The sequence below is a fragment of the Neorhizobium sp. USDA 3394 genome, assembly GCF_056280385.1.
This window is the reverse complement of record NZ_JBWCDU010000002.1, coordinates 1,511,008-1,533,169: the sequence shown is the minus strand read 5'-3', so window position 1 is coordinate 1,533,169 and position 22,162 is coordinate 1,511,008. Positions and strand designations below refer to the sequence as shown.

Annotated in this window: 19 protein-coding genes; 1 reads left to right on the top strand and 18 read right to left on the bottom strand. The window is 57.1% G+C overall.

The genetic code is table 11. From position 1 onward, the window contains the following. Positions 1-240: 240 nt before the first annotated feature. The 5 genes from ACZ9EJ_RS28835 to ACZ9EJ_RS28815 all read right to left on the bottom strand — a co-directional run bounded on the left by ACZ9EJ_RS28835 (position 241) and on the right by ACZ9EJ_RS28815 (position 7,529). Positions 241-2,244, bottom strand: coding sequence for a CocE/NonD family hydrolase (locus ACZ9EJ_RS28835; RefSeq protein ID WP_046642077.1), 2,004 nt, complete (start codon positions 2,242-2,244; stop codon positions 241-243). A 50-nt stretch (positions 2,245-2,294) separates the two neighbouring features. Further along, complete coding sequence (locus tag ACZ9EJ_RS28830) at positions 2,295-3,926, bottom strand: ABC transporter ATP-binding protein (protein ID WP_046642078.1); 1,632 nt, start codon at positions 3,924-3,926, stop codon at positions 2,295-2,297. Next, on the bottom strand, positions 3,919-4,746 hold the full coding sequence (locus ACZ9EJ_RS28825; protein ID WP_046642079.1) for an ABC transporter permease: 828 nt from the start codon (positions 4,744-4,746) through the stop codon (positions 3,919-3,921). The genes ACZ9EJ_RS28830 and ACZ9EJ_RS28825 overlap by 8 nt, the downstream gene beginning before the upstream one ends. Further along, on the bottom strand, positions 4,743-5,750 hold the full coding sequence (locus ACZ9EJ_RS28820) for an ABC transporter permease (RefSeq protein ID WP_046642084.1): 1,008 nt from the start codon (positions 5,748-5,750) through the stop codon (positions 4,743-4,745). Before ACZ9EJ_RS28820 ends, ACZ9EJ_RS28825 begins: the two co-directional genes overlap by 4 nt. A gap of 198 nt (positions 5,751-5,948) precedes the next feature. Next, positions 5,949-7,529, bottom strand: a complete 1,581-nt coding sequence (locus ACZ9EJ_RS28815) for an ABC transporter substrate-binding protein (protein WP_046642080.1) — start codon at positions 7,527-7,529, stop codon at positions 5,949-5,951. Positions 7,530-7,651: 122 nt separating this feature from the next. On the opposite strand from ACZ9EJ_RS28815, the gene ACZ9EJ_RS28810 reads away from it, so the two are divergent. After that, entirely contained in the window at positions 7,652-8,437 is a 786-nt protein-coding gene (locus ACZ9EJ_RS28810; protein WP_046642081.1) for a helix-turn-helix domain-containing protein, read from the top strand. Positions 8,438-8,646: 209 nt separating this feature from the next. Here the strand turns inward: ACZ9EJ_RS28810 and ACZ9EJ_RS28805 are convergent, their stop codons facing one another. The 13 genes from ACZ9EJ_RS28805 to ACZ9EJ_RS28745 form a co-directional block, all read right to left on the bottom strand. Beyond that, entirely contained in the window at positions 8,647-9,438 is a 792-nt protein-coding gene (locus ACZ9EJ_RS28805; protein ID WP_046642082.1) for an SDR family NAD(P)-dependent oxidoreductase, read from the bottom strand. Between the two features lie 243 nt (positions 9,439-9,681). Further along, on the bottom strand, positions 9,682-10,491 hold the full coding sequence (locus ACZ9EJ_RS28800) for a sugar phosphate isomerase/epimerase family protein (RefSeq protein WP_476100314.1): 810 nt from the start codon (positions 10,489-10,491) through the stop codon (positions 9,682-9,684). Positions 10,492-10,592: 101 nt separating this feature from the next. Beyond that, on the bottom strand, positions 10,593-11,414 hold the full coding sequence (locus ACZ9EJ_RS28795; protein ID WP_476100312.1) for a sugar phosphate isomerase/epimerase family protein: 822 nt from the start codon (positions 11,412-11,414) through the stop codon (positions 10,593-10,595). A gap of 34 nt (positions 11,415-11,448) precedes the next feature. Beyond that, entirely contained in the window at positions 11,449-12,213 is a 765-nt protein-coding gene (locus tag ACZ9EJ_RS28790) for a fumarylacetoacetate hydrolase family protein (RefSeq protein ID WP_046642673.1), read from the bottom strand. Between the two features lie 489 nt (positions 12,214-12,702). Continuing rightward, positions 12,703-13,695 (bottom strand): dienelactone hydrolase family protein, encoded by a 993-nt coding sequence (locus tag ACZ9EJ_RS28785; protein ID WP_476100310.1) that lies wholly within the window; start codon positions 13,693-13,695, stop codon positions 12,703-12,705. A gap of 86 nt (positions 13,696-13,781) precedes the next feature. Beyond that, positions 13,782-14,714: a dihydrodipicolinate synthase family protein gene (locus ACZ9EJ_RS28780; RefSeq protein WP_046642474.1), complete on the bottom strand. Its 933-nt coding sequence runs from the start codon at positions 14,712-14,714 to the stop codon at positions 13,782-13,784. Between the two features lie 27 nt (positions 14,715-14,741). Further along, a complete protein-coding gene (locus tag ACZ9EJ_RS28775; protein WP_046642475.1) occupies positions 14,742-15,569 on the bottom strand; it encodes a shikimate dehydrogenase family protein in 828 nt (275 codons plus the stop codon). Positions 15,570-15,573: 4 nt separating this feature from the next. Continuing rightward, entirely contained in the window at positions 15,574-16,377 is an 804-nt protein-coding gene (locus tag ACZ9EJ_RS28770) for a sugar phosphate isomerase/epimerase family protein (RefSeq protein ID WP_046642476.1), read from the bottom strand. 148 nt (positions 16,378-16,525) lie between these two features. Further along, positions 16,526-17,533: an aldo/keto reductase gene (locus ACZ9EJ_RS28765; protein WP_476100308.1), complete on the bottom strand. Its 1,008-nt coding sequence runs from the start codon at positions 17,531-17,533 to the stop codon at positions 16,526-16,528. A gap of 307 nt (positions 17,534-17,840) precedes the next feature. Continuing rightward, entirely contained in the window at positions 17,841-19,139 is a 1,299-nt protein-coding gene (locus ACZ9EJ_RS28760; protein WP_046642478.1) for an ABC transporter substrate-binding protein, read from the bottom strand. Positions 19,140-19,188: 49 nt separating this feature from the next. Next, positions 19,189-20,034, bottom strand: a complete 846-nt coding sequence (locus ACZ9EJ_RS28755) for a carbohydrate ABC transporter permease (RefSeq protein ID WP_080955871.1) — start codon at positions 20,032-20,034, stop codon at positions 19,189-19,191. A 9-nt stretch (positions 20,035-20,043) separates the two neighbouring features. After that, positions 20,044-20,922 carry a carbohydrate ABC transporter permease gene (locus tag ACZ9EJ_RS28750; protein ID WP_255742612.1) on the bottom strand — a complete coding sequence of 293 codons (879 nt, stop codon included), beginning with the start codon at positions 20,920-20,922 and terminating at the stop codon, positions 20,044-20,046. A gap of 116 nt (positions 20,923-21,038) precedes the next feature. After that, complete coding sequence (locus ACZ9EJ_RS28745) at positions 21,039-22,091, bottom strand: ABC transporter ATP-binding protein (protein ID WP_046642481.1); 1,053 nt, start codon at positions 22,089-22,091, stop codon at positions 21,039-21,041. Positions 22,092-22,162: the final 71 nt, after the last annotated feature.

Below are 22,162 nucleotides of genomic sequence, written 5' to 3'. Positions count from 1 at the left end.
ATGACAGGCCCGCTCAATCTCGTGTGTCAGGGGAGGGGTTCGTTGTCGGAGCGCCTCAGTTTGGCAAAGCGCGCGCTGGGTCGTCTGGATGGAATCACAATGCTGCTCCCGCGCCTCCCAAGCTGGTTAAGCATTTTAGGATACGGGATAGACTGCCCCGCCAATTGCAATCCATGCCGCGGTATCTCGCCCCTGTGAACAGACCCTCGGCGGCGAGCCGATTTGCCTGTCAGCGCTAATTTACATAAGGTCGCGCGGGATGCGCTTCTCTTCGAATATCTTCCGTGAGACCTCGTTCTCGCCTTCATAGGCTATGACCGAGGCGCTGATGATCCAGTCCCTTGCCGTGCAGGCTATGGATGAGGTCGCGACCGTGCGAACGAACCAGCCGGGGCGCTGCATGTCGCAGGTCCAGGTCGAGATGCCGGACATCGACAGCGGGTCATCCGGCGCAATCGACCAGGTTTCCTCGCGCAGCTGCCGCGTCGACAGGCCAGTGCCGGGATGTTCGAAAAGGCCGGTATCCTCCTGGATTTCATAGCGGGTAAGGCCGGCCGAGAGATCGCGCACCACTTGCCGCTTCGTCGAGCCCGGCGCATGTTCGATATATTTCGGCAGCGGATCGGGATTGTCAGGCTGCTTCACGTCGATGAGTTCATGCGCCCCAAGAATTGGCAGGGCAAGGCCGATGGAGGCGATGTCGATCGTCAGACCCGGATCTTCCGGAGGCGGCAGAACCATTGGCCAATAGGCAGTCGATAGGGACAGACGGATGCGGTGCCCCTTGCGAAAACGGTAGCCGCAGGCATCGAGGGACAGGTTCACAGTCGTGCGTTTACCCTTGCTCATCGGTTCGGGCGCGGCGTTGCTATCGCGATGGGCGAGATTGAGCAGGCCGAAGGAAACACGGGTTGCCGTGCCGTCCGGATGGATATCGACAAGCCTTGCGCAGAGATTGGCGGTTTCGGCATCGCATCTGAGCGCCAGCGTCACGGCTGGACGGCCGAGATAATCATGATCGTCGGCCAGCGGAGCGGTCTGAAAGGTCAGCGACCCGGCGTCGTCGACGCGCTGATCGATCGCCAGTTCCGCATCCGGCTTCAGCGTGAACCACTCGCCCGAGGCGGTGCCCGTGTCGAGCGGCGAGCGCAGATAGACGGGGTGCTCCGGCGCGTGCGGGATCGGCATGCCTTCCATCAAGACGCCGAGCTGCTCGACATAGAAGGACTGCAAGTCAGGCTGCTGCCAACTCCGTTTGGCGATCCAGAAGCCGGGATCGAAATCGCGGCGCGTGGCGGGCTTGATTGCATCGAGAATATAGGCGCGCACGGATGGCATGGTCTCCGCACCATTATCCCCGTTTCGCAGCCAGCGATTCCACCAGGCAATAGCTTCGCCGTGGAAGTCAGCGCGCGGTTTCGGCCAGGCGAGATGCGGATATTTGTGGACCCATGGTCCGACAAGCGCTTTCGCCTTCTCGCCGAGGCCTTCGACTGCGAGCAACGGCGTGTTGCGATAGCCGTCCGCCCAGCCGGCAATGACGAGAGCCGGAATATCGAGGCTGTCGAAGTCCTCACAGATCGACCCATGTCGCCAGAAGTCGTCGCGGCGCTGATGCTGAAGCCACTCCTCCATGAAGAAGGGTTCCTGCTTAAGGCGCCGCAGCCACATCTCCCGCCAGTCCTCACCGACGATGGCCGGATCGGGTGAACGGGATTGATAGGCAAGCATGGTGGCAGCCCAGGAGAGCTGCGCCGACAGATGGCAACCGTTCCTGTAATGGATATCGTCGTTGTAACGGTCGACAGTGGAGGCAATCGAAATCACCGCCTTCAGCGCCGGCGGGCGAAGGGCTGCGACCTGAAGGCAATTGAAGCCGCCCCAGGAGATGCCCATCATGCCGACGGAGCCGTTCGACCAGGGCTGTTCTGCGATCCAGGCTATCAATTCGCAGGCATTGGCGAGTTCAAGCTCGGTATATTCGCCGTCGATAACGCCGTCGGATTCACCGGACCCTCTGATATCGACGCGTACCCCGGCAATGCCGGCTGCCGCAAAGACGGGATAGGTGGATTCGTCGCGCAGGCTGGTTCCGTCGCGCTTGCGGTAGGGTAGAAATTCAAACACCGCCGGCACGGGGTCTGCCTCGGCATTGTTAGGCATCCAGATACGCGCCGCCAGCCGCGTTCCGTCCTTGAGCATGATCCATTCGTTTTCGATGACAGTGAAGCTGCGGTCAGTCATTGTATAATTCCATGTTTCACTACGCCTGCTGGTCTCGAACGACCACCTGGTCAATTCTCGGCGCAGGCCATCTTCCGCCTTGTGAGTACCTTCTCGAGCCAGCCGATTTCCATCGCGGGCACGGACTCCAGCAGGAGTTCGGTGTAATCGTCGAAAGGCGGCACGAGTACTTTCGATTTTGGTCCGAAACGCACCAATTTGCCCCGATGCATCACGGCAACCGAGTCCGCAATGGCGCGGACAATGGCGATGTCGTGGGTGATGAAGATATAGGAAAGCTGCTGCTCTTCCTGCAGCCGCATCAATAGTTTCAGGATGCCTTCCGCAACCAGTGGATCAAGGGCCGATGTCGGCTCGTCGCATAAGATCATCTCCGGATTGGCAGCCAGCGCCCTCGCAATCGCGACGCGTTGCTTCTGGCCACCGGAGAGTTCGGCGGGATAGCGATCGATGAAGCCATTGCTCATTTCGATATGCTCAAGCAACTCCTTCACCCGCGCCGTCTTCGCCGCGCCCCGCAGGCCTTCATAGAAGGTCAGCGGCCGGCCGATGATGTCCCGGACCGTTTGTCGCGGGTTCATCGCCGTATCGGCCATCTGATAAATCAGCTGGATACGACGGAGATCGTCATTCGATCGGCCCTTTAGTGCCTTGGATAAAGGCTTGCCGTCGAACGAGACGGTACCCTGTAGTGGTGGCAGAAGCCCGGTGATGACCCGAGCGAGCGTCGATTTTCCGGAGCCGGATTCGCCGACGACCGCAAGCGACTGTCCCTTCGGCACATGCAGCGAGATGTCGAACAACACCTTGAAGCCGTTGGGATAGCCGGCGGTAACATTCTCGACTTTCAGCAAAGCCGAACTCTGGTCGGCAGCCTCCTCGCGCTTGTCCTGCCGGACATTGACCAGTGCCCGAGTATATTCTTCACGCGGCGCTTCGATGATCTGTTGCGCTGTGCCGGATTCCACCGTCTTGCCGTGCCTCAGCACCATGATGTCGTCCGAGATCTGGGCGACGACGGCAAGGTCATGGGTGATGTAGAGGGCGGCCGTGTGCGTTTCCTCGATGGCATGCTTGATCGCCGCCAGCACGTCGATCTGCGTGGTGACGTCAAGCGCTGTCGTCGGCTCGTCGAAGACGATGAGTTCGGGATTGGAGCAGAGTGCCATTGCCGTCATCGCCCGCTGCAGCTGGCCGCCGGAGACCTGGTGGGGAAAGCGCTCGCCGAAGGTGTCGGGATTGGGCAGGCCGAGGACCCCAAAGAGATAAAGCGCCCGTTTGCGCGCGTCGTGTCTGCTTATCAAACCATGCTTGACCGACGCTTCGATCACCTGATCGCCGAGCCTGTGGGCCGGATTGAAGGCGGCCGCCGCCGATTGTGCGACGTAGCAGACCCGTGCGCCGCGGATTTTCCGGATGCCGTTCTTGCCGAGCGCCAGGATATCGGTGCCGTCGAGCCGCACCTCGCCGCCGGTGATTACAGCGCCGCCCCGGCCATAGGCAAGCGCGGAAAGGCCGATCGTCGACTTGCCGGCGCCCGATTCCCCGATCAAGCCGAGAACCTTGCCCTTTTGCAGGTCGAAGGAGACCCCATCGACGATCGTCACCCGCCTGGGCGGCTCGCCCGGCGGATAGCTGGTTGCTTCGATCGTCAGATTGCGCACGGAAAGAAGCTCAGGCATCGCCGCGCCCTCCCTTGAGGCTGGATGTGCGTTTCAGGAGCCAGTCGACGACAAGGTTGACGCAGACGGCAAGTGTCGCGATCGCCGTGCCCGGTACCAGCGCTGCCGAGATACCGAAGATGATACCGTCCTTGTTGTCCTTGACCATGCCGCCCCAATCGGCCGCGGGTGGCTGAATGCCAAGGCCGAGGAAGGAAAGCGTCGAGAGGAACAGGATCGAAAAGGCGAAGCGCAGGCCGAATTCGGCAAGCAGAGGCGACAGCGTGTTGGGCAGGATCTCGCGGAAAATGATCCAGAGCTTGCCTTCGCCGCGCAAAGTCGCTGCCTCGACGAAGTCCATGACCGCGACATCAAGAGCCACGGCACGGCCGAGGCGATAGACGCGGGTGGAATCGAGGATCGCCATCACCAGGATCAGCACGACCATGTTTTGCGGCAGCACCGCCAATACCACCAGCGCGAAGATCAGTGTCGGGATCGACATCATCAAATCGTTGAAGCGCGAGAGAACGGTGTCGACAACGCCACGCGAGACGGCGGCAGTGAAGCTCAGGATGATGCCGAGCGAGAAGGAGATGACGGTGGCGGCGGACGCGACCAGCAGCGTCGTGCGTGCGCCGTAGATCAGCCGCGAGAAGATGTCGCGGCCCAGATTGTCGAGGCCGAAGAGGTATTGATCATCCGGCATCTGCCAGACGTCGCCGACGACCTGCGTCTCGCCATAGGGAGCGATCCAGGGCGCGAAGATCGCGAATATGAAGGCGATGGCGATGCCGGCCATGCCGATCCAGGCGGTGATGGGGATATCTCTCAATCTCATCGCGGATGCCTCAGCCGCGGGTTGGCGATGATGGCGAGAATATCGGCCGCCATGTTGAGGAAGATGTAGACGGCGGCAAAGATCAGGCCGCACGCCTGGACCACGGGCATGTCGCGCACCGTTACTGCATCGACCATGTATTGGCCCATGCCGGGATAGACGAAGACGACTTCGACGACGACGACGCCAACGACGAGATAGGCAAGGTTCAGCGCGATGACATTGATGATCGGCGCCAGCGCATTGGGGGCGGCATGCTTGACGATGGCGCGGAAGGCGGAGAGCCCCTTCAGCTCGGCCGTTTCCATATAGGCCGACGACATGACGGAGAGGATCGCCGCCCGCGTCATGCGCATCATATGCGCGAGTACGACGAGCACGAGGGTCGCCGTCGGCAGCGCGATCGCCTTCAGCCGGTCAAGAAAGCCCATGCCGTCGAAGACCGTCGCCGGAAAGGTGGCGACACCGAATTTGACGGAAAAGAACATGATGAGGATATAGCCGATAAAGAATTCCGGCAGCGAGATCGCCGCCAGTGAAATGACGTTGATGATCTTGTCGGGCATGCGGTTGCGGAAATGGACCGCCAACATGCCCAAGCAGAGCGCCAGTGGCACCGAGATCAAGGCGGCAAAGCCGGCGAGAAACAGGGAATTTCCAAGCCGCTTGCCGATCTGCTCGCCGACGGAATTCTTGCTGGCCCAGGAGGTGCCGAAATCGCCCTCAACGGCATTGCCGAACCAGTGTACATAGCGGTTGACGACGGGCCGGTTGAGGCCAAGCTCCTCGCGGATATTGGCGACAGCCTGGGGTGTCGCCGACTGGCCGAGATAAGTCGTGGCGAAATCGCCGGGCAGGGCTTCGAGCCCGCCGAAGATCAGAACGGAGACCGCAAACAGCAGGATGATGCTGAACAGGCAACGCTCGAAAATGAGGTGCAGCAGAGGAAAACGCTGCTTGAACTTCAACCCGGGGAGAACGGTTCCGGGGGGCAGATTGGACATGGCCGATGCCTCGCGTTTCGAGCAGTTCAGCGCCCCAGGGCGCGCCGAATTGTTCAATCTTGTTGTTTCATGCAGTTGCGGACGGAAAAGCGCAGCGCAGTTATTCCTGGAATTGCCTGAAACGTCGGCAGGACTGCGAAAGGCTTCCGCGGTCCCGGCTTCCTTAGAGATGAGAGCCTATTCGCCCGGCGTCGGGCATCAGGCGTCCAGCCAGACACGCGTCGCGACGTAGCCGTTCGACATATCGTTGCCGATGTCGTCGACATAGCCCTTCAGCGTCTTCGAAGAGGCCATGATGTTGTCGTTGAAGACGGGCAGGATCAGACCGCCATCGTCTCGCACCATCAGGGCCAGCTGTCGATAAAGCACCTTGCGCTTGGCTTCATCGAGCTCAGACCGCGCCTGCAATACCAACTTGTCGAAGTCAGGGTGCATGAAATGCGTGTCGTTCCATTCGGCGGTCGATAGATAGGAGGTGGAATAGCGCGAATCCTGTGTCGGACGACCGCCCCAGAAGGAGGCGCAGAAGGGCTGCTTGTTCCAGACGTTGGTCCAGTAGCCGTCTTCCGGTTCGCGCTTCACGTCGATCGTGATCCCGGCCTTGCGCGCGCTTTGCTGGAACAGGATCGCCGCATCCACGGCGCCCGGGAAGGCTGCGTCCGAGGTGCGCAACAGAATTGGACGGTCGAGACCCGACTTCTTGAAGTAGAAGGCGGCCTTGTCGGGATCATACGGCCGTTGCTCGATATCGGTCGGCGCCAGGGAGTAGTTGGAATTGACCGGATAATCGTTGCCGATCGTTCCGTAGCCGGCGAGAACCTTGTCCAGGATCGACTGGCGATCGATGGCGTACTTCAACGCGAGACGAAGGTCACTGTTGTCGAAGGGTGCCGTGTCGCAATGCATCAGGAAGCAGTAGAAGCCCTTGCCTGCATTCCGGATGATACTCACCGTCGTTGCCCGCTTCAGCATGGGAACTGTCTTCGGGTCGATACTGTTGACGAAATGGACCTGGCCGGAGGCAAGCGCCGCAACGCGGGCGGTATTGTCGTTGATGACGAGTATTTCGACGCTGTCGACAAAGCCGCGGTCGGAGCGCCAATCCTTTGGATTTTTCTCGAATGTGGCGCGGACCCCGGGTTCGAAGCTTTTCAGAATGTAAGGACCGGTGCCGACAGCTGCTGCCGGCTTTTCAACGCCGCCCTTCGGCTGGATGATCAGGTGGTAGTCGGTCAAAAGGAGGGGCAGATCCGCATTGCCTTCGGAAAGCGTCAGAACGAGATCGCCCGCCTTTTCTTCGATGCCTGCAATTGACGCCATGAGCCCAAGAGCGCCCGACTGCGAGTTTTTGTCCGCGTGCCGCTTCAGCGTCGCGATGATATCGGCGACGGTCATCCTGCTGCCGTCGTGAAACCGCACATCGTTCCTGATCTTGAAGGTCCAGATCGAAGCATCCGTCGACGGCGTCCAGGAGGTTGCAAGCGAGGGGAGCGGTGCGCCAGTCTTGGGGTCGGATTCGATAAGTGTGTCGCCCCAGAGGCGGCCAATGACGAACAGGACCGAGGCACTGTATGTCGCCGGGTCGAGCGCGTCGCTGGTGGCGCCGCCCTTGAGGCCAAGCTTCAGATGGCCGCCGCGCTTGGCTTCCTGCGCCCGTGCGTCATGCGGTATCAGGAGGCCCGAGGCGAGGGCCGGCAAGGCGCCGAGCGCGACGGCACCGCCGAGGAAGTGGCGGCGGTCGAAGCTCGGCTGCGAAGATTGATCCTTTTGATGCGTCATGGCGGTTCCCTCTTTTTCATTTGTAAGGTGGGAACGTAGAACCCGGGCTGGCTCACGCAATTTCGCGACTTGACGCATCGTTAAGCGAGTTTACGCTACTTGACGAGAAGACGGAGTTACGGATGCCCCACTTGGTCGAGAACCTCAAAATCGCCTGCGCAACGCAGCGTTCCATTTCGCATCTGTGCCGTGCAATCGATATCAACCGGCAACAGTTCAATCGATACATCAACGGTCAGACGAGGCCTTCCGCCCATAATCTGGCGCGCATCGCCAACCATTTCGATCTTGATGCAGCCGACTTTGGCCTCGCTCCCAAGCAGTTTCGCGAGCGACTTCACAAACCCGTCCCCGGTATCAACGAAGGTTCAGAGCTTCTCAAAGCGTTTCCCGGAAACCTAGCCGCGCTCAGGCGTCACATCGGCTATTTTCAGACCTATTATCGTTCGCCATCCTGGCCCGGGATGGTTGTCTGTTCGTGCAGCCGCCTTATGGAGCAGGGTGGGCTGGTGCAGGCCAAATCGATGGAGCGGCTTCGAGACCTCGGAAGCGGCATTCAGCAGTTTTCGAAATATGTCGGTTTGGCGGCCTTTTATCGCAACCGGATCTTCATCACACAGCGTGTCGTCGGACCGAACGCCATGCTGTCGCAGACGATCCTCCTGCCATTCGACGAGTATCAGCGCGTCTATCTACGTGGGACGACGATGGGAATTTCCTGGCGAAAGGAAAACCTCCCCTATGCCTCGCGGATGATCTGGCGGCATGTCGGTGCCGAGCCGGACTTGCGTGAACTTCTTGCTCGCTGTGGACCTGTCCCGCTATCGTCGCGCCAGTTACCACCGACGGTGCGCTCATTCCTCGGGGATCCATCTGCAGAAGTATATGAGGTGCCAGCAGAGTATTGAGGCCTCGATTGTCTGATTTGGCCTGCGGTGAGATCTGGGAATGATGTGGTCGGCCGTGGAACCTGTGGGGGAGGTTCAGGCAGCCGACTGCCATCGAGAACCTGGCCCAATTCGCGGTCGACGCGACGCGCCATTGACCACACCTCGTCTGAAGTCGGGCCGGGGCCAAATGCTGGCGTGTTTAAAGCGTGCTGTCGCGACTTCGCTGACTACGAATTTGAGCTTGGGCGCCCGGGGATATGGCTTAAGATTGATTTTGAGAAGCCGCCGTCGACGCAGAGGTCTTGACCGGTGATGTAACTCGCAAGCGGGCTTATCAGGAACTCAATCGCATTAGCAATGTCTTTTGGATCGCCGATCCTGGAAAGTGGGATCAGATCCTCTCTCGCCCGCTTGATCGCTGGATCGGCATACATCTTTGCGGACATTGGAGTGTGCGTCATTCCCGGAGACACGATGTTCGAACGAATGCCATCCGGCGCCCATTCCAAGGCAAGGGTCTTCGCAAGCATAGTGAGCGCCGCTTTGGTTGGACTATATGCACCTGATCCCGCATGAGGTACTTGCCCCGACATCGACGATGTGAAGCACGCTGCGCCTCGACTCTGCTTTAAGTGCGGGTGGCAGTGTTTGGCCAGAAGCCAAGCCCCGCGAAGGTTGACCGCGAACATCTTGTCCCAGTCTGCAACCGACAAATCACAGATATTTCCGGGACTTGCGATGCCAGCATTGGCAACAAGAGCGTCCAGGCCACCAAACTCCGACACCGCCGCCTCTACGAGGTTCTGGGCCACATCGATGTTGCCCAGGTCGCCAGACAGCGCAATAGCATCGCCTCCCAACGCGCGCACCGAACGCGCAACGTCCTCTTGCCCTTCGGAGGGACCAAGGCCGCACACCGCGATCAGGGCACGCTCGCCTCTCGATGCAGCAGCTTCTGCGATACGGATACAAACCGCCGCGCCAATTCCGCGGCTTCCTCCACTCACTAAAACTTTCATGGACACTTCTCCCATTGATGTTGTGGAACTGTATGGAATTCACTTCCAAATCGCAATGCAATTCTAAACGAATTCCAGATACGAAAATTGCTGAACTTTGCCCGCCAGCAAGATGGCTTGTTGTGGCATCCAGGGCGTCATGGACACTCACCAAAATTCGCGTTCGCCAAGGCATCGTGGGCGAAGCGCGCTCATTTGCTGACGTGGGATTTTCCACCGAGCGGAATTGCGATGCGGGGTTTATCAGTCAACCCTCCAGCCCCTCTTTTTGAGCTCCTGCATGGCATTGTTAACTTCCAGCAGCGGCTCTTCTTCGCGAATAACCTCCAGGACGACGCTATCAATACTAAAAACTGAATCGACGGCGCGCCCGAGACCCTCAAAATCTATGATCCCCGTGCCGATAGGATCGTGGCCCCAGACGTCCGTACCCGTATCCGAGATATGCACGAGACCTATGTGAGAGTGATGCAACGAAAGACTCGCTACTGGATCCTCGCCAATGTAGGCCGCGTTTGCGACGTCATAGACGATGCCCAGATCTTCGCTTTTGATTTCCTCGACGAGACCGACGAGTTCCCCGATTGTCGGTCTGAAACAATAGGGGGTGTTCTCCATGAGCAGCCGCACGCCGGCTTGCTTTGCAACCGGTAGAAGCACGTCAAGGCTCTCATATAGCCATCCAAGGGTTTGCGGGATGGTAGGAGAAATCATCGGACGACGCGTTCCTGGAGAGATTACAACGTCGGCTACCCCCCAATCGACCGCGAGCTGGATGACATCTTTAATGTGGTCAGTGCTTTTGCGCCTCATATTTGAGCCTGGGCTGGCCAGATTAATATCATATCCGCCAGCATTCAGCGACCTGACGCTCGCTCCGTGGTCCTGCAGTTGCTTTCTCGCATCCAAACGCGAACTTGTCGACATTTCGTCCGGCCAGCAGTGTGGGGAACTCACGGGAACTTCAAATACCGTAAAGCCATGCCGGATAAGTTCAGACATCGCCTGTATCGCAGTGGATTTCCAAAGGTAGGAAAAAGTATTTATGATCATTGACGTCTCCTAGTCGCTTTCAGCGCGACATCTCGCTGCGTGATGCTGTTTTATCTGCAATCCAAAGAGAGAAAGATCGCAGGCCAATCGACCGATCTCGATCATCTGGGCCGCCAGAATTTGTTCAAGAATGATGCGCTTTCCAGAATTGCTCTGTCCGGGTCAGCTGAAACGATCTCGAAAATCGAAGGCCCGCGATAATCGATGCTATCCAGAACCCGAGCGATAGGTTCAAATGACACTGCGCCTCCTCCAAGTGGATCGTGACGAAACTCTTCTAGGGGCGTGTCTGCAACGTAGATGGCCGACAGATGCTCTTTTAATTTGGGGATCACGTCGACCGCCGGATCGCGCCCGAAGGCAGCATTCGCAATGTCATATCCCAACCCGATCTTCGTCCACCCATAACGATCAAAAAAGGACAGAAGGTCGGTGCCCCTATAAAGCCACGACAGCGGATGGTTCTTAACTATGAGCTGGACCTGCAGATCGGCCGCGCGCGGCACAAGGATGTCGAGGGACGATTGAAAACACTCGGTAAGCTTCTCAAGACTCGTCGGGAAAACAGGGTTTGTCTTTCCAGGGTTGACGACTACTCCAGCGGCACCCCAGTCAGCCGCAAGCTCCAACGCAGCGGCAACAACACCGCAGGAGTAGTTGCGGCATTCGGGCGTCAGGGCTGCAAGATTAACGTCGAGATTTGGCTGATTGAGGGTTTCGATGCGGATGTTTCGTTCGTTTAGAAGACTTGCGACCGCTTTGCGCTCCCCGATTGTCGCGGTACTCGGCCAATAATGCCCCGGGACAAGCATCATTTCGAAGCTAGAAAAGCCAAGACCAGAAAGATGGCGTAGGCAATCGAGAGCGGAGTAACGGGTCGTGTAAGAATAGGTGTTCACAGTATAGGAAGCATTCAACTGCATCACTTCGGGCTCCTTTCGTCATGTGTAAAGAGGCTCAAGACAGTGCAAAATCCAGCGAAGTATACTCACCCAGTTGAATGGAAACCTGGCAAGGAGCGCGAACGTCTACGGCACCACAAAGGCTTCCGGTTGTTATGACTGTGCCTGTATCGAGCGAAGACGCGGGTCTGGATCCGTCATTCGCGTAATCACAGAGCCATGTCAAAACGTCTTTCGTCGGATGCTGAGCGGCATTGTCGAAAGCGACATGCTTATTGAGCCAAAGCTTGAGGGGAATTTCCGAACCGGGCTGAAGGACTGCGGGGGGTAGTGCCGGCCCCTTTACATAGCCCGCGTTTCCAAGGCGGTCTGCAAAAAAGGCTAGGAAGGAAACGCTGCCGTATTCCGCAATGCCGCTCCAAACCAATTCTGCGCCAAGGTACACTTCGGAAATTGCGGCCTCGATATCGTTCCGCTGGTAGGCTCTACCCGTTCGAGCGGGAAGATCCTTGCCGAGCCTCACCGCAATTTCGACCTCGATCCTCATATCCTTTCGCCAGGCAACTTCCGCATCGGAGGGTTCATCTAAGTAAGGATGCAGCGGAGCCACGACCGGACGACCGTCGGGCGACTTTGCAACCTTTAACGCGGAGACGTCCGCTCCTTCAAGTTTCGATAACTGGTCCTGTACTTTTATTGCGTCCTCGATCGTTGAAGGAACAGCGACCAACTGATTTGTCAGAACTTGACGAACATCCATACGAAGACTGCGTAGTTGGTAGGCCAAAGCTGTGATATCTGGAACGAGCATAGGGGTCATATCTACCTCTGGAAGGTATCCGGTGCGAAGTTGGTTGAACGATGGGTTACATACTCGACCTTAAGGGCGTTAAAGGGATACTCGACTAAAATCAAATATGCTGGGCGGCGAGGTTCAAGCCGCACCGATGCTGCTTGTGGACGTTATCGGATGAGGTGCCTGCACGGTGCGCAAAGTTTGCCGTTCTTGGCGAAGATGGGCCAAGAGCTCCATGTTTGGCTAACGAAGTTCGGCAAATTCATCAGCTCTCATCTAAAGGAAGGACGCCCTCAAGTTTGAGCATCAATGCTAAACTCGTCACATATCGAATTCGCTGCGACAGTATTCGCAATAACAGTGCCCCGAAGCGACCGTATGCGCGGATGAGGCACTTAGATGTGCGGTCGTTCGGGTACAGCGTCTTCTCAAAAAGCCCCGGATGAATTCTAGTTGCTCGCGATGGATGCTAGCCCAATCGCGAGCAGGCAGAACGCTAGGGCGCCTGCGCGATCAGAGCTTCAGCGTATTTTTGATAAATGCCGTGACTGCCTCGGTCGACGCGCGGGTTGCTTCGGGATCGTGGCCAACGACCGGACTAATTTTTACACAGGCGTCCTTGTAGCTGAAGGGCTCATTGGTCTCAGCGTTGATCAGGATACCTCTATCGTTTTCTCTGATCTGGCAATCGCGCACCGATTGATCAGCCTTCGTGGGCATCGGCGGATTGGCCCCGAGGGGGTTATCGAATGCGTGCGGTGCAGTCGGGTATTCAGTGATCGTGACGTCAACCCCACTTAACTTCAGCCGCTCCGCATAAGCCTTGCATGTATGAACAGGGTTATAATCGTCCGCGGTGCCATGGAAGATGCGGATCGGACGTTGCTGGACGACGCCGTCCTCGCGATAGGTCGTCCCGCAGTCGGGATAGAAAAGCACGTAGCTTGCGAAATCGATGCCACTCCTGTTCCACATTTTCTGAAACCGCGTGACACTCGAATAGAGGGCGCCTTGGCCACCGCGGGAGAAGCCCATGAGAATAATCTTCTCGGGATCGACCCGGGGATGTTTTGCCAAGATGTCAAGCGACCGAAAAATATCGAGAGAGAAATTAAGGCGACCTAAAAGAGCTTGGTTATCGCCCACGCCGGTCAGCCCACGCCCAGTCATTCCGTCGATAATAAAGGTAGAAATTCCTATAGAGTTGAAATGACGACGCCAGTACTGGGTGTTGGGACCAGGGCCTCCCGAACCGTGCATCAGAACGACAACTGGGAGCCGCCCCTTACCTTGGGCAATGCTCAGTTCGCCTCCTAGGATCACCTCTTTCCCATTGGTGTCTCCGCTCAGATACTGCGTGTCCGTGATTGTCAGCGAGTGAATCGGATGAAATTCTACCCTGGCAGGCGTCGATTTATCCGCAAGTTGTTGCTGGCTACTCTGCCCATACGCCAAAGATGTCAAAAGCATAAAAGCGAGCGAGCCTTGCAAGAGTATTCTGATCATATTTTCCTCCCGAAAGTGATGGCTACAAAAACCAACCAGTGAACTAGAAGACCAAAATTTCGAAATCTGACAGCTGTTTTGACTTGCTAGGACATGTGCTTGATCCGCTCTCTAAACCTATCGGTCCCTTGCCGAATATGGTCTAGCAGATCCATGACTGCCCAGTGCCGCTCGGCAATGTCATAATCTGTGACACGGGAATGAACGCTCTCAAACGTGCCAAGGCGCTTGTGCCAAACCTTGGCAAGACCGGGATAGCCCATCGGCTCTGCCATCGCTGCCAGCGCCAGGAAGTTTTCAAGGTCGCGGCGCAAATCGCTGTCTTCGGAAGCGTGCTTGTAAAGCCAGGCGTAGAGGTCTGGGTGGATATTGGTGAAGACGCCAGAAAAGCCTTTCGAACCTGCGCGCATAGCGGCAGCGGCGATGGCCGCATTGGCGTTGACGATCGCAAAGCCGGAATCGCCAGAAAGCGCGATGCGCCGCTTGACCGTTTCGAGGTCACAGGAGACATCCTTCAGTGTTACGAAGCGGCCGGTGTCGCGGCACAGCTTGAATTCGTCATCGCTCAAAAGGCGGCGATAGGGAGCTGGGCATTCGTACAGGCCGAGGGCCAGCTCGCTCGGGAGCCAACTCAAAATGGTATCGAGGCTTGAGCGAAATGCTTCGGTGCCTGCATTCGAGGTATCGAGCCTGTTGCTGACCAGGACAAGCGCGTCAATGCCAGTCTCCGCCATCGCCACCAGTTCTGCGCGCTGGTCATCACGGCTATCGCTGATGTGTCCTGATGAGATGACCGGCACGCGTCCGGCAGCTAACGAGACAACCTTTTTGGAAAGCTCAACTCGCTCCTCCAGCGACAATTTTTGCATCTCGCTCGACTGGCAGACGGCGAAGAGCGTATCGGCACCATTGGCGATGTACCATTCAACAAGTCGCTCGAGACCTTCCCAATCGATCCGGTTATCCGGCTTGAAAGGGGTAAGCATAACGGGAACGATCCCCTGGGCTTTGATCTTCATGATGTAATCTTTCGCTGGTTTTTTCGGTTAAAGCGCAGTTCCTGCCGGCAAGCCTGCGGCAAAACCTGCCATCAGGCGGATCTGCGCAAGCAGCATGTCATTTCCATCAGATAGGGTTGCGCCGGCTGCCTTAGCGGCGCGCAGTAGTTCCGTTTCGCCGCTCAAGCTGGCGATGTCTGCGATGACCATTTCAGGCCGTATGGCCGCGGCTGGCATAGGAAAGACGCTGTCACCCTTGACGCCGATCGGAGACGCATTGATGACGATATCGTAGTCCCAGCCTGTCGATCCATCGACCGCAACTGCGCATTCTTCACCACGGAAGGAATTGACCATATTCGCGGTGAACGCGACGGATTCAGCTGAAAGATCCATAAGATCGATCTTCCCTACGCCCTCTTCAGCTAGCGCAAAGGCGATCGCGCGGCCTGCTCCGCCTGCTCCGACAATCAGCACACGGGCGCCGCGCAGTCGCGATTTCCCCTCTCCAAGTCCTTCAACGAAGCCCACACCATCAAAGAGCGCGCCATGCATCTGGCCGTCCTCGCCACGCTGAACGCAGTTGACGGCACCAACTGCCTTTGCCGTCGGCGTGAGGGTTGAACACCTCTTGGCAGCCGCCACCTTGTGAGGGATGGTCGTGCTGATACCGCAAAGATTGGGAATCGCAGCAAAAATATCCCACGCCGCCGCGAAATGTTCGGCGGTTATCAGAAACGGCACTGCGTAGATGTTAACTTCGGCGGCGGCAAAGATCGGGTTGATCAGCCGCGGCGTCTGGACCTGGTGGATTGGATCGCCAAACACAGCGTAGATACGTGAGTTGCCATCAAGGTTGGGAATATTCACGCGCATAAGTTCATTCCTTGCTGAACAGGCTGCGGCAGCGATCGATCGCAATGTCCATCACCTCGGCCGGGTCGCGAGACCACCAGTCGGTGGAGAAAATCTCTACCTCGATCGCTCCATGGTAGCCGGCATCTTGCATCATCGAGTAGATGCCGCGCAGGTCTATGATCCCGTCTCCCATCATGCCTCGATCGGTCAGGAGATGCCGCGTAGGGATCAGCCAGTCGTTGACATGAAATCCAAACAGCCGGCCGGCGTCGCCCGCCCGTTCGATTTCGGCTGCCAGTCGCTCGTCCCACCAGCAATGATAGACATCGACGACCACACCGATGCCTGGTCCCAATGCTTCGCACAGGGAATTTGCATGGGAGAGGCTGGAGATGACGGTGCGATCACCCGTAAGCATAGGATGAAGTGGCTCAATCGCCAGCTTCACTCCAATCTTGCGTGCGCGCTCGAGGACTGTGCCAACCAGATCCTCGATGCGTCGTCTTGCTGAACCCAGATCCTTTTCATTGTCCCGCAAGCCTCCGGTAAACAGGAAAACATGATCAGCCTCGAATCTGGCTGCGCGCTCAAGCTCCGCCTCAGCCCGGTCAAGGGAATCCGCGGCTAACGGTCCAATGCGATTATATCCTGAGACCGCCATCCCGAAATCATGCAAAACAGAGAGAGCCTCTGTCTCGCCGACCTTGGCAATCTCGTCTCCCCAAATGGAGACGGTCTGAAGTCCTCGCTCCGAGCAGAGGCGAAGAAACGTCAACATATCTGCTTTCTCTCGCACGGTGGCGTGGTTGAAGACAATGTTTGTCATCGGCCCTCTTAGTGTTTGAATTTCAGTGGTCCTCGGACATTCGACAGGTCGCCGCCACAGCCTTGGTACTCGGATCGGGTCGCTCGGTTGGGCCGAAAAACGATCAACTTTTACCTGACAGCAAAAGCGCGATCGCAGTCGGCTTTTGCTAGTCCACCTTCCTCACGTAACGCCGAACCTCCTTCGCGAGCCATGGAGAGACATAGCCACGGTCAGCTTCTTCAATTAGCTCTCCCGGCGGCACAAGTTCGTCAATCTGGTCAAGCGTCGATGCGTGAAGAACGGTCTCAAACCCGGCTTCCATGGCCTTGAACTGCTCGAGCGTGCGAGGCCCGAGGATCACAGACGTCACCGCGGCATGCGCGAGGGGAAACGCCTGAGCCATGTGTATGAGGGACAAGCCGGCTTCAGTTGCGACACGTTCAAGTTCTGGAAGCAGTTCCAGCTTGCGCTTGTTGCCCTCGCGCTGCATGTCGAAGCGGGTTTGCAGGATAGGATAGTGTTGTCCCCACTGCCCTTTGACGCGCTCGGCCCGGGAACCAGACGGCGTGGAGCCATCGGCTTTGTATTTGCCGGTTAACCAGCCGCCGTTCAGGGGACTCCAGGCGGTGAAACCCATACGATAGTGTTGAACTGCGGGAAGGGTTTCTCTCTCTACGGCGCGTTGAAAGATCGAGTAGGGCGAGCTCTCATTGATGAACCGCGCCGTCTTGTTCAATCGGCTAACCGATTGTGTCTCAGCAAGGTACCAGCTCGGCAGTGTCGAGGAGCCGATGTAACGAACTTTGCCTTGGGTTACCAGGTCGCTAAGAGCGCCCAATGTCTCATCGAGATCAGTTTGAAGGTCGGGCCGATGCATTTGGTAAAGATCAATATGATCGGTCTTCAGCCGGCGCAGGCTGTTTTCGACCTGCTTCATAATCCAGTAGCGTGATCCGCCCTGTTCGTTGCGTCCTTCACCGGCCGCCAGACGAAACTTGGTTGCGAGCACCACCTTGTCCCGACGGCCTGCAATCGCTTTGCCGACAATCTCTTCGGCCTCTCCATGGGAATAGGTGTCCGCAGTGTCGATGAAGTTGATGCCGCGGTCCAAAGCATGGTGCACGATGTCCATGCACTCTTTTTCGTCAGTATTACCATCTGATCCGTAGCTCATGGTCCCCAGCATGTATTCGCTGACCTGAACTCCCGTCCTCCCAAGGTAACGATACCTCATAACCGACGCCTCTCTGCAAGTTTGAAAGCGGCCCGGTTCGGATGGTGTTCACGCACGATCTGCGATCGCCGGGCACACCGATGCCGTCGGCTTATTTCAGCCGGCGAAAAGCCTGAACACGGGCCGTCGAAACCACTAATCTTCGCGTCGACGATCGACGACGCGCGTTGATGGTAATGTCTTGGTAGCGGCTGGATGGAGGGGAATATTCACCCCCATCCAGCATTTTCATCTGCAGTTAGGTCAATTACTGCGCCTTCGCGAGTGCCGCGCCATACCGTTCGGTCAGCTCATCGTAGGCATCTGCCGGCGATCCGTCTTTCAGGATCATTCTTTGGAAAGCTTCGCCCAAGATGGTGTGATACGTGGAGAGGATGGGGGTGTAGGTCACAGCTTGGCCGCGCTGGGCTACCAGGTCAGCCCACTTCTTCTGATCCGTACCGGCATCGCTCTGGAAATATGGCGCGGTGTACGCTGATTTACGCGATACAACTTCGCCGCCCTCGGCTGCGAAAGCTTGTGCCTCGGGTGACACCATGAACTTTACGAAGGTCCAAGCGGCACCCTGATTGGCGGTCTTCTTGTTGATCGCAATGTTGTAGCTGTAGACCGTCTGTTTGTCATTTGCTGTATACCCCGGCGCCGGAGCCCAGGCCAAATCATCACCGCCACCTTGCTGCTTCACTGTCTTATAACGATACAGGCCGAAAACGGCCGACGCCGCACTGCCCGACCGGATCGCGTCGTGCAATTCGTTGAACCCCATCTGCGCGCTACGCAGCGGCGTCACCTTGCATGTCGTGTAAAAATTTTTGATCGTTTGCGCCGCTTTGATGAACGACTCTTTTGAGAAAGCAATCTTACCATCAGGGGCGAAGTACTCACCGCCGTTTCCAGGCAACATTGTACTCAGGAAGAATTCGCCGAGGCTCTGGGCGCCACCAAGGCCGCCTGTGGCTCCCAGCGGAACGGCGAACGGAATCGTGTCGGATTCGCCGAATTTGGCACCTAATGCACACACTTCATCCCAAGTCGTCGGCGGCTTCACCCCGGCCTTTTCCAACATGCTCTTGCGGTAGAAGAGGATCGGAATGCGAAAATCCTGGGGGAGAGCATAAAGCTTTCCGGCGACCTTCGTGCTGGACAGGGGCAAGAGCCAATCCTCATCCGGGATGCCGTCCTTCTTCACCAGGTCATCGAGCTGGAGAAGATTTCCGGTTGCGGCAAATTCGGGAACAGCAAAGCCGACCACGCGGATCACGTCCGGTGTCTGGCTGCCGGACTTGATAGCACGAGATGCTGTAGCCCCCGTCGGATCGACAAGGAGCTCGACCTTGATGTCAGGGTTCTTCGCCTGAAAAGCATCGATCATCTTGGTCTGAGCAGCAGACCGGGGATCCTTCGAATTGTTCGGATCCAAGAACGTCTGGTAGATGATCTTCGTGCTCTGAGCAAAGGCTTGCGGAGCAAGGAAAGCGACGATGGCGGTACCAATTCCCAGTGCCGCGACCGATTTGATGAGTTTCCGTTTTGATGTGGTTTGCATGCGTCTTCCTCCCAGGTTGAACAAGGTGTGTGGATGTTTGTGTGCGCCATCAGCCTTTGACGGCGCCTGCCGTAAGGCCGGAGATGAACCACTTCTGAACGAAGCCGAACATGAAGATAACGGGCGATGATGCGACCATGACAAAGGCCATCATGTAGGACCAGGAAATCCCGACAGCGTCGAAAACCTGATTAACGAGGGCGACCTGCAGGGTCCGTTTTGCAACCTCGGGCGCAAAAACTGCGACGGTGATGTAGTCATTCCAGGTCGTTACAATGCCGATCGTCGCGACAGCCGCGATACCGGGACGTATCAGCGGCAAGATCAGGCTCCAGATGATCTGGAAGCGGGAAGCGCCGTCGATCATGGCTGAGTCCTCGATTTCGATTGGAACAGCCTCGACGAAATTTGCGATGAACCAGACGGTCTGCGGGATGATCCTTGCGGAAAGGATAATCGTCACAACGACACCGCTGTTGAGTAAACCGACCGTTTCCAGCAGGTAATAGGTGGGAACCAGCAATGCGACTCCTGGCACCATCGAGGTCGCAAGAACCGTCAGCATCAAGGCACGCTTGCCTTTGAAGGAAAAGCGCGCGGCGGCGTAGCCCCCGGGAATTCCGACGAGGAGAGCGATGATCACGGCACCGACGGAGTAAGCGACGGAGTTCCAGAGATCGGTCAAGAAAGCCGCGTCCTGCAAGACCTTGGTATAGTTCTCGAGAGTTGGTGAAATTGGCCATATGGTCGGAGGAACAACAACCGCTTCAACTTCTGTCTTGAACGACGTTGCAAAGGCCCAAAGAATCGGCCCGAGAACGATAATCCCGATAACAAAGGATCCCAGGACGGCGGGTATTTGTCCGCCTGTGCGGTTCGAAAGAGCGCTACTCATGTTAGAATCCTATCCCGTCACGCGGCCGGTTAGCCGGGTGTAAAGAGCACCAAGGGCGACATTGATAATGAGGACGACGATCGAGACGACAGCAGTCGGCCCAATGTTGACCGCCTGAACGGTCCCACGGAAGGCTTCGAAACTGAGCGTGGTCGTTGATCCCAGTGGTCCTCCCCCTGTCATGACAATGATCAGTGTCATCAAGGTCAGGTACATGATGGAAAGCGTCAGTGCCGTGCTGCCCAAGGTGGGAAGAATTTCAGTGAGCGTGACGTAACGGAACTTCACAAACGCGCCACCTCCATCGATCTCTACCGCTTCGTAGAGTTCTTTCGGAATGGACTGCATGGCTGCCGTCGCCATTACCATGACATATGGGAACGACCACCAGGCTGTGACGATGATGATGAGGGGCAAGGCCATTCCTGGGTCCCCCAACATCAATCCTGGATCGATACCCAGTTTTTGAATCACATAGGGTATGGGGCCAAACGAGGGGTTGAGGAGCCAGAGCCAGATGCTGCCAACGACAGACATGGACAGCGTCCAGGGAAAAAGGATGAAGACGCGTAGAGCAGACCCGGTAACGCCCGCACGGTTCAAAACCAGCGCTGAGGCCATGCCAAGGATTATGGCACCTGCTAGAGATCCGGCAACATAGGTCAAGGAAATTATGGTCGTGTCCCAGAACTCGGATGAGCTTAGAACTTCGACGTAGTTGGCGAGACCGGCAAAGCCAACGAGATCGTAGTATTTCGTTTTCTGAAAGCTCAACCAGATCACGAAGATCGTCGGATAGAGCGTAACAAGAAACAGGATCAAGATAGCGGGGGTAAACCACAGAAAGGGAGCCCAACTAAAGCGGTTTGCGTCGTCAGGGGCGTCCACGACGTCGCTCGCAAGGTTGGTCCCGCTTTGATCAGTGCTGAGTTGTAGCGGAGGTATCGACATTCGATTACTAATCCCGTGTGGGCGCCTCAGGCAGAGTGGGGTTGTCGCGTGCTTTAGGACAGGCGACGGCCAGTGCTCTCGCTGAAGAGATGAACGCGTGAAAGATCAGGGGCTACGGTGATGGTCTCGCCGACTTTCGGCAGAACTCGATCACGGAAGATGCAGACTATGGTCTGTGAGCCATGCCGGGCGATGATCTGCGTTTCAGACCCTGTGGGTTCGACGACCGTAACGGTTATCGGCATTCCTTCGTCACTTAGAGTTAGATGCTCGGGGCGAACGCCGTAAATCACCTTCTCCGATGTATCGGCAATACGCGCGGGCATTGGAAGAGTGTGGCCGTCCTCAAGAACGAACCGACCATGCTCGACTTTGCCCTTAAGGAAGTTCATCGACGGCGATCCGATGAAGCCGGCGACGAATATATTGGCGGGGTAATCATAAAGCTCAAGCGGCGCACCGATTTGCTCAACATAACCGTCGTGCATGACGACGATCTTGTCGGCCATAGTCATCGCCTCGACCTGGTCATGGGTGACGTAAACGGTCGTGGTTTTGAGCCGTTGATGCAGTTCCTTGATCTCAGCGCGCATTTGCACGCGCAACTTTGCATCAAGGTTCGAGAGCGGCTCGTCAAACAGGAATACCTGCGGATCGCGAACAATCGCGCGGCCCATCGCCACGCGCTGACGCTGCCCGCCCGAAAGTTCGCGAGGGTATCGATCAAGGAGTTTGGTGAGGCTGAGGATTTCAGCTGCTCGTTGAACGCGCGTCGCCCGCTCCTCGCGGGGCGCCTTTTTCAGCTTCAAGGAGAAGCCCATGTTTTCCGCAACGGTCATATGCGGGTAAAGGGCGTAATTCTGGAAGACCATAGCAATGTCTCTGGCCTTGGGAGGAATATCGTTGACGGTGCGTCCGCCAATCTGGATCTCGCCACCTGAGATGTTTTCCAGGCCTGCAATCATCCTCAACAGGGTTGACTTTCCGCAGCCCGAGGGCCCGACCAGAGTTACAAACTCTCCTTCATTGATATCGACAGACACGCCATGAAGCACGGGGACGGCGCCGTAAGCTTTGCGAACGGACTTGAGCTCAACACTAGCCAACTGTTTCCTCCTACCGGCCACCGAAGTAGCCACTCCCTTAAGGCGATCTCCACAATCGCTATTGGAACGTT

Coding starts and splice junctions, on each gene's coding strand:
- ACZ9EJ_RS28835 (WP_046642077.1), bottom strand. CDS start 2,244: ATGACTGACCGCAGCTTCACTGTCATCGAAAACGAATGGATCATGCTC.
- ACZ9EJ_RS28830 (WP_046642078.1), bottom strand. CDS start 3,926: ATGCCTGAGCTTCTTTCCGTGCGCAATCTGACGATCGAAGCAACCAGC.
- ACZ9EJ_RS28825 (WP_046642079.1), bottom strand. CDS start 4,746: ATGAGATTGAGAGATATCCCCATCACCGCCTGGATCGGCATGGCCGGC.
- ACZ9EJ_RS28820 (WP_046642084.1), bottom strand. CDS start 5,750: ATGTCCAATCTGCCCCCCGGAACCGTTCTCCCCGGGTTGAAGTTCAAG.
- ACZ9EJ_RS28815 (WP_046642080.1), bottom strand. CDS start 7,529: ATGACGCATCAAAAGGATCAATCTTCGCAGCCGAGCTTCGACCGCCGC.
- ACZ9EJ_RS28810 (WP_046642081.1), top strand. CDS start 7,652: ATGCCCCACTTGGTCGAGAACCTCAAAATCGCCTGCGCAACGCAGCGT.
- ACZ9EJ_RS28805 (WP_046642082.1), bottom strand. CDS start 9,438: ATGAAAGTTTTAGTGAGTGGAGGAAGCCGCGGAATTGGCGCGGCGGTT.
- ACZ9EJ_RS28800 (WP_476100314.1), bottom strand. CDS start 10,491: ATGATCATAAATACTTTTTCCTACCTTTGGAAATCCACTGCGATACAG.
- ACZ9EJ_RS28795 (WP_476100312.1), bottom strand. CDS start 11,414: ATGCAGTTGAATGCTTCCTATACTGTGAACACCTATTCTTACACGACC.
- ACZ9EJ_RS28790 (WP_046642673.1), bottom strand. CDS start 12,213: ATGACCCCTATGCTCGTTCCAGATATCACAGCTTTGGCCTACCAACTA.
- ACZ9EJ_RS28785 (WP_476100310.1), bottom strand. CDS start 13,695: ATGATCAGAATACTCTTGCAAGGCTCGCTCGCTTTTATGCTTTTGACA.
- ACZ9EJ_RS28780 (WP_046642474.1), bottom strand. CDS start 14,714: ATGAAGATCAAAGCCCAGGGGATCGTTCCCGTTATGCTTACCCCTTTC.
- ACZ9EJ_RS28775 (WP_046642475.1), bottom strand. CDS start 15,569: ATGCGCGTGAATATTCCCAACCTTGATGGCAACTCACGTATCTACGCT.
- ACZ9EJ_RS28770 (WP_046642476.1), bottom strand. CDS start 16,377: ATGACAAACATTGTCTTCAACCACGCCACCGTGCGAGAGAAAGCAGAT.
- ACZ9EJ_RS28765 (WP_476100308.1), bottom strand. CDS start 17,533: ATGAGCTACGGATCAGATGGTAATACTGACGAAAAAGAGTGCATGGAC.
- ACZ9EJ_RS28760 (WP_046642478.1), bottom strand. CDS start 19,139: ATGCAAACCACATCAAAACGGAAACTCATCAAATCGGTCGCGGCACTG.
- ACZ9EJ_RS28755 (WP_080955871.1), bottom strand. CDS start 20,034: ATGAGTAGCGCTCTTTCGAACCGCACAGGCGGACAAATACCCGCCGTC.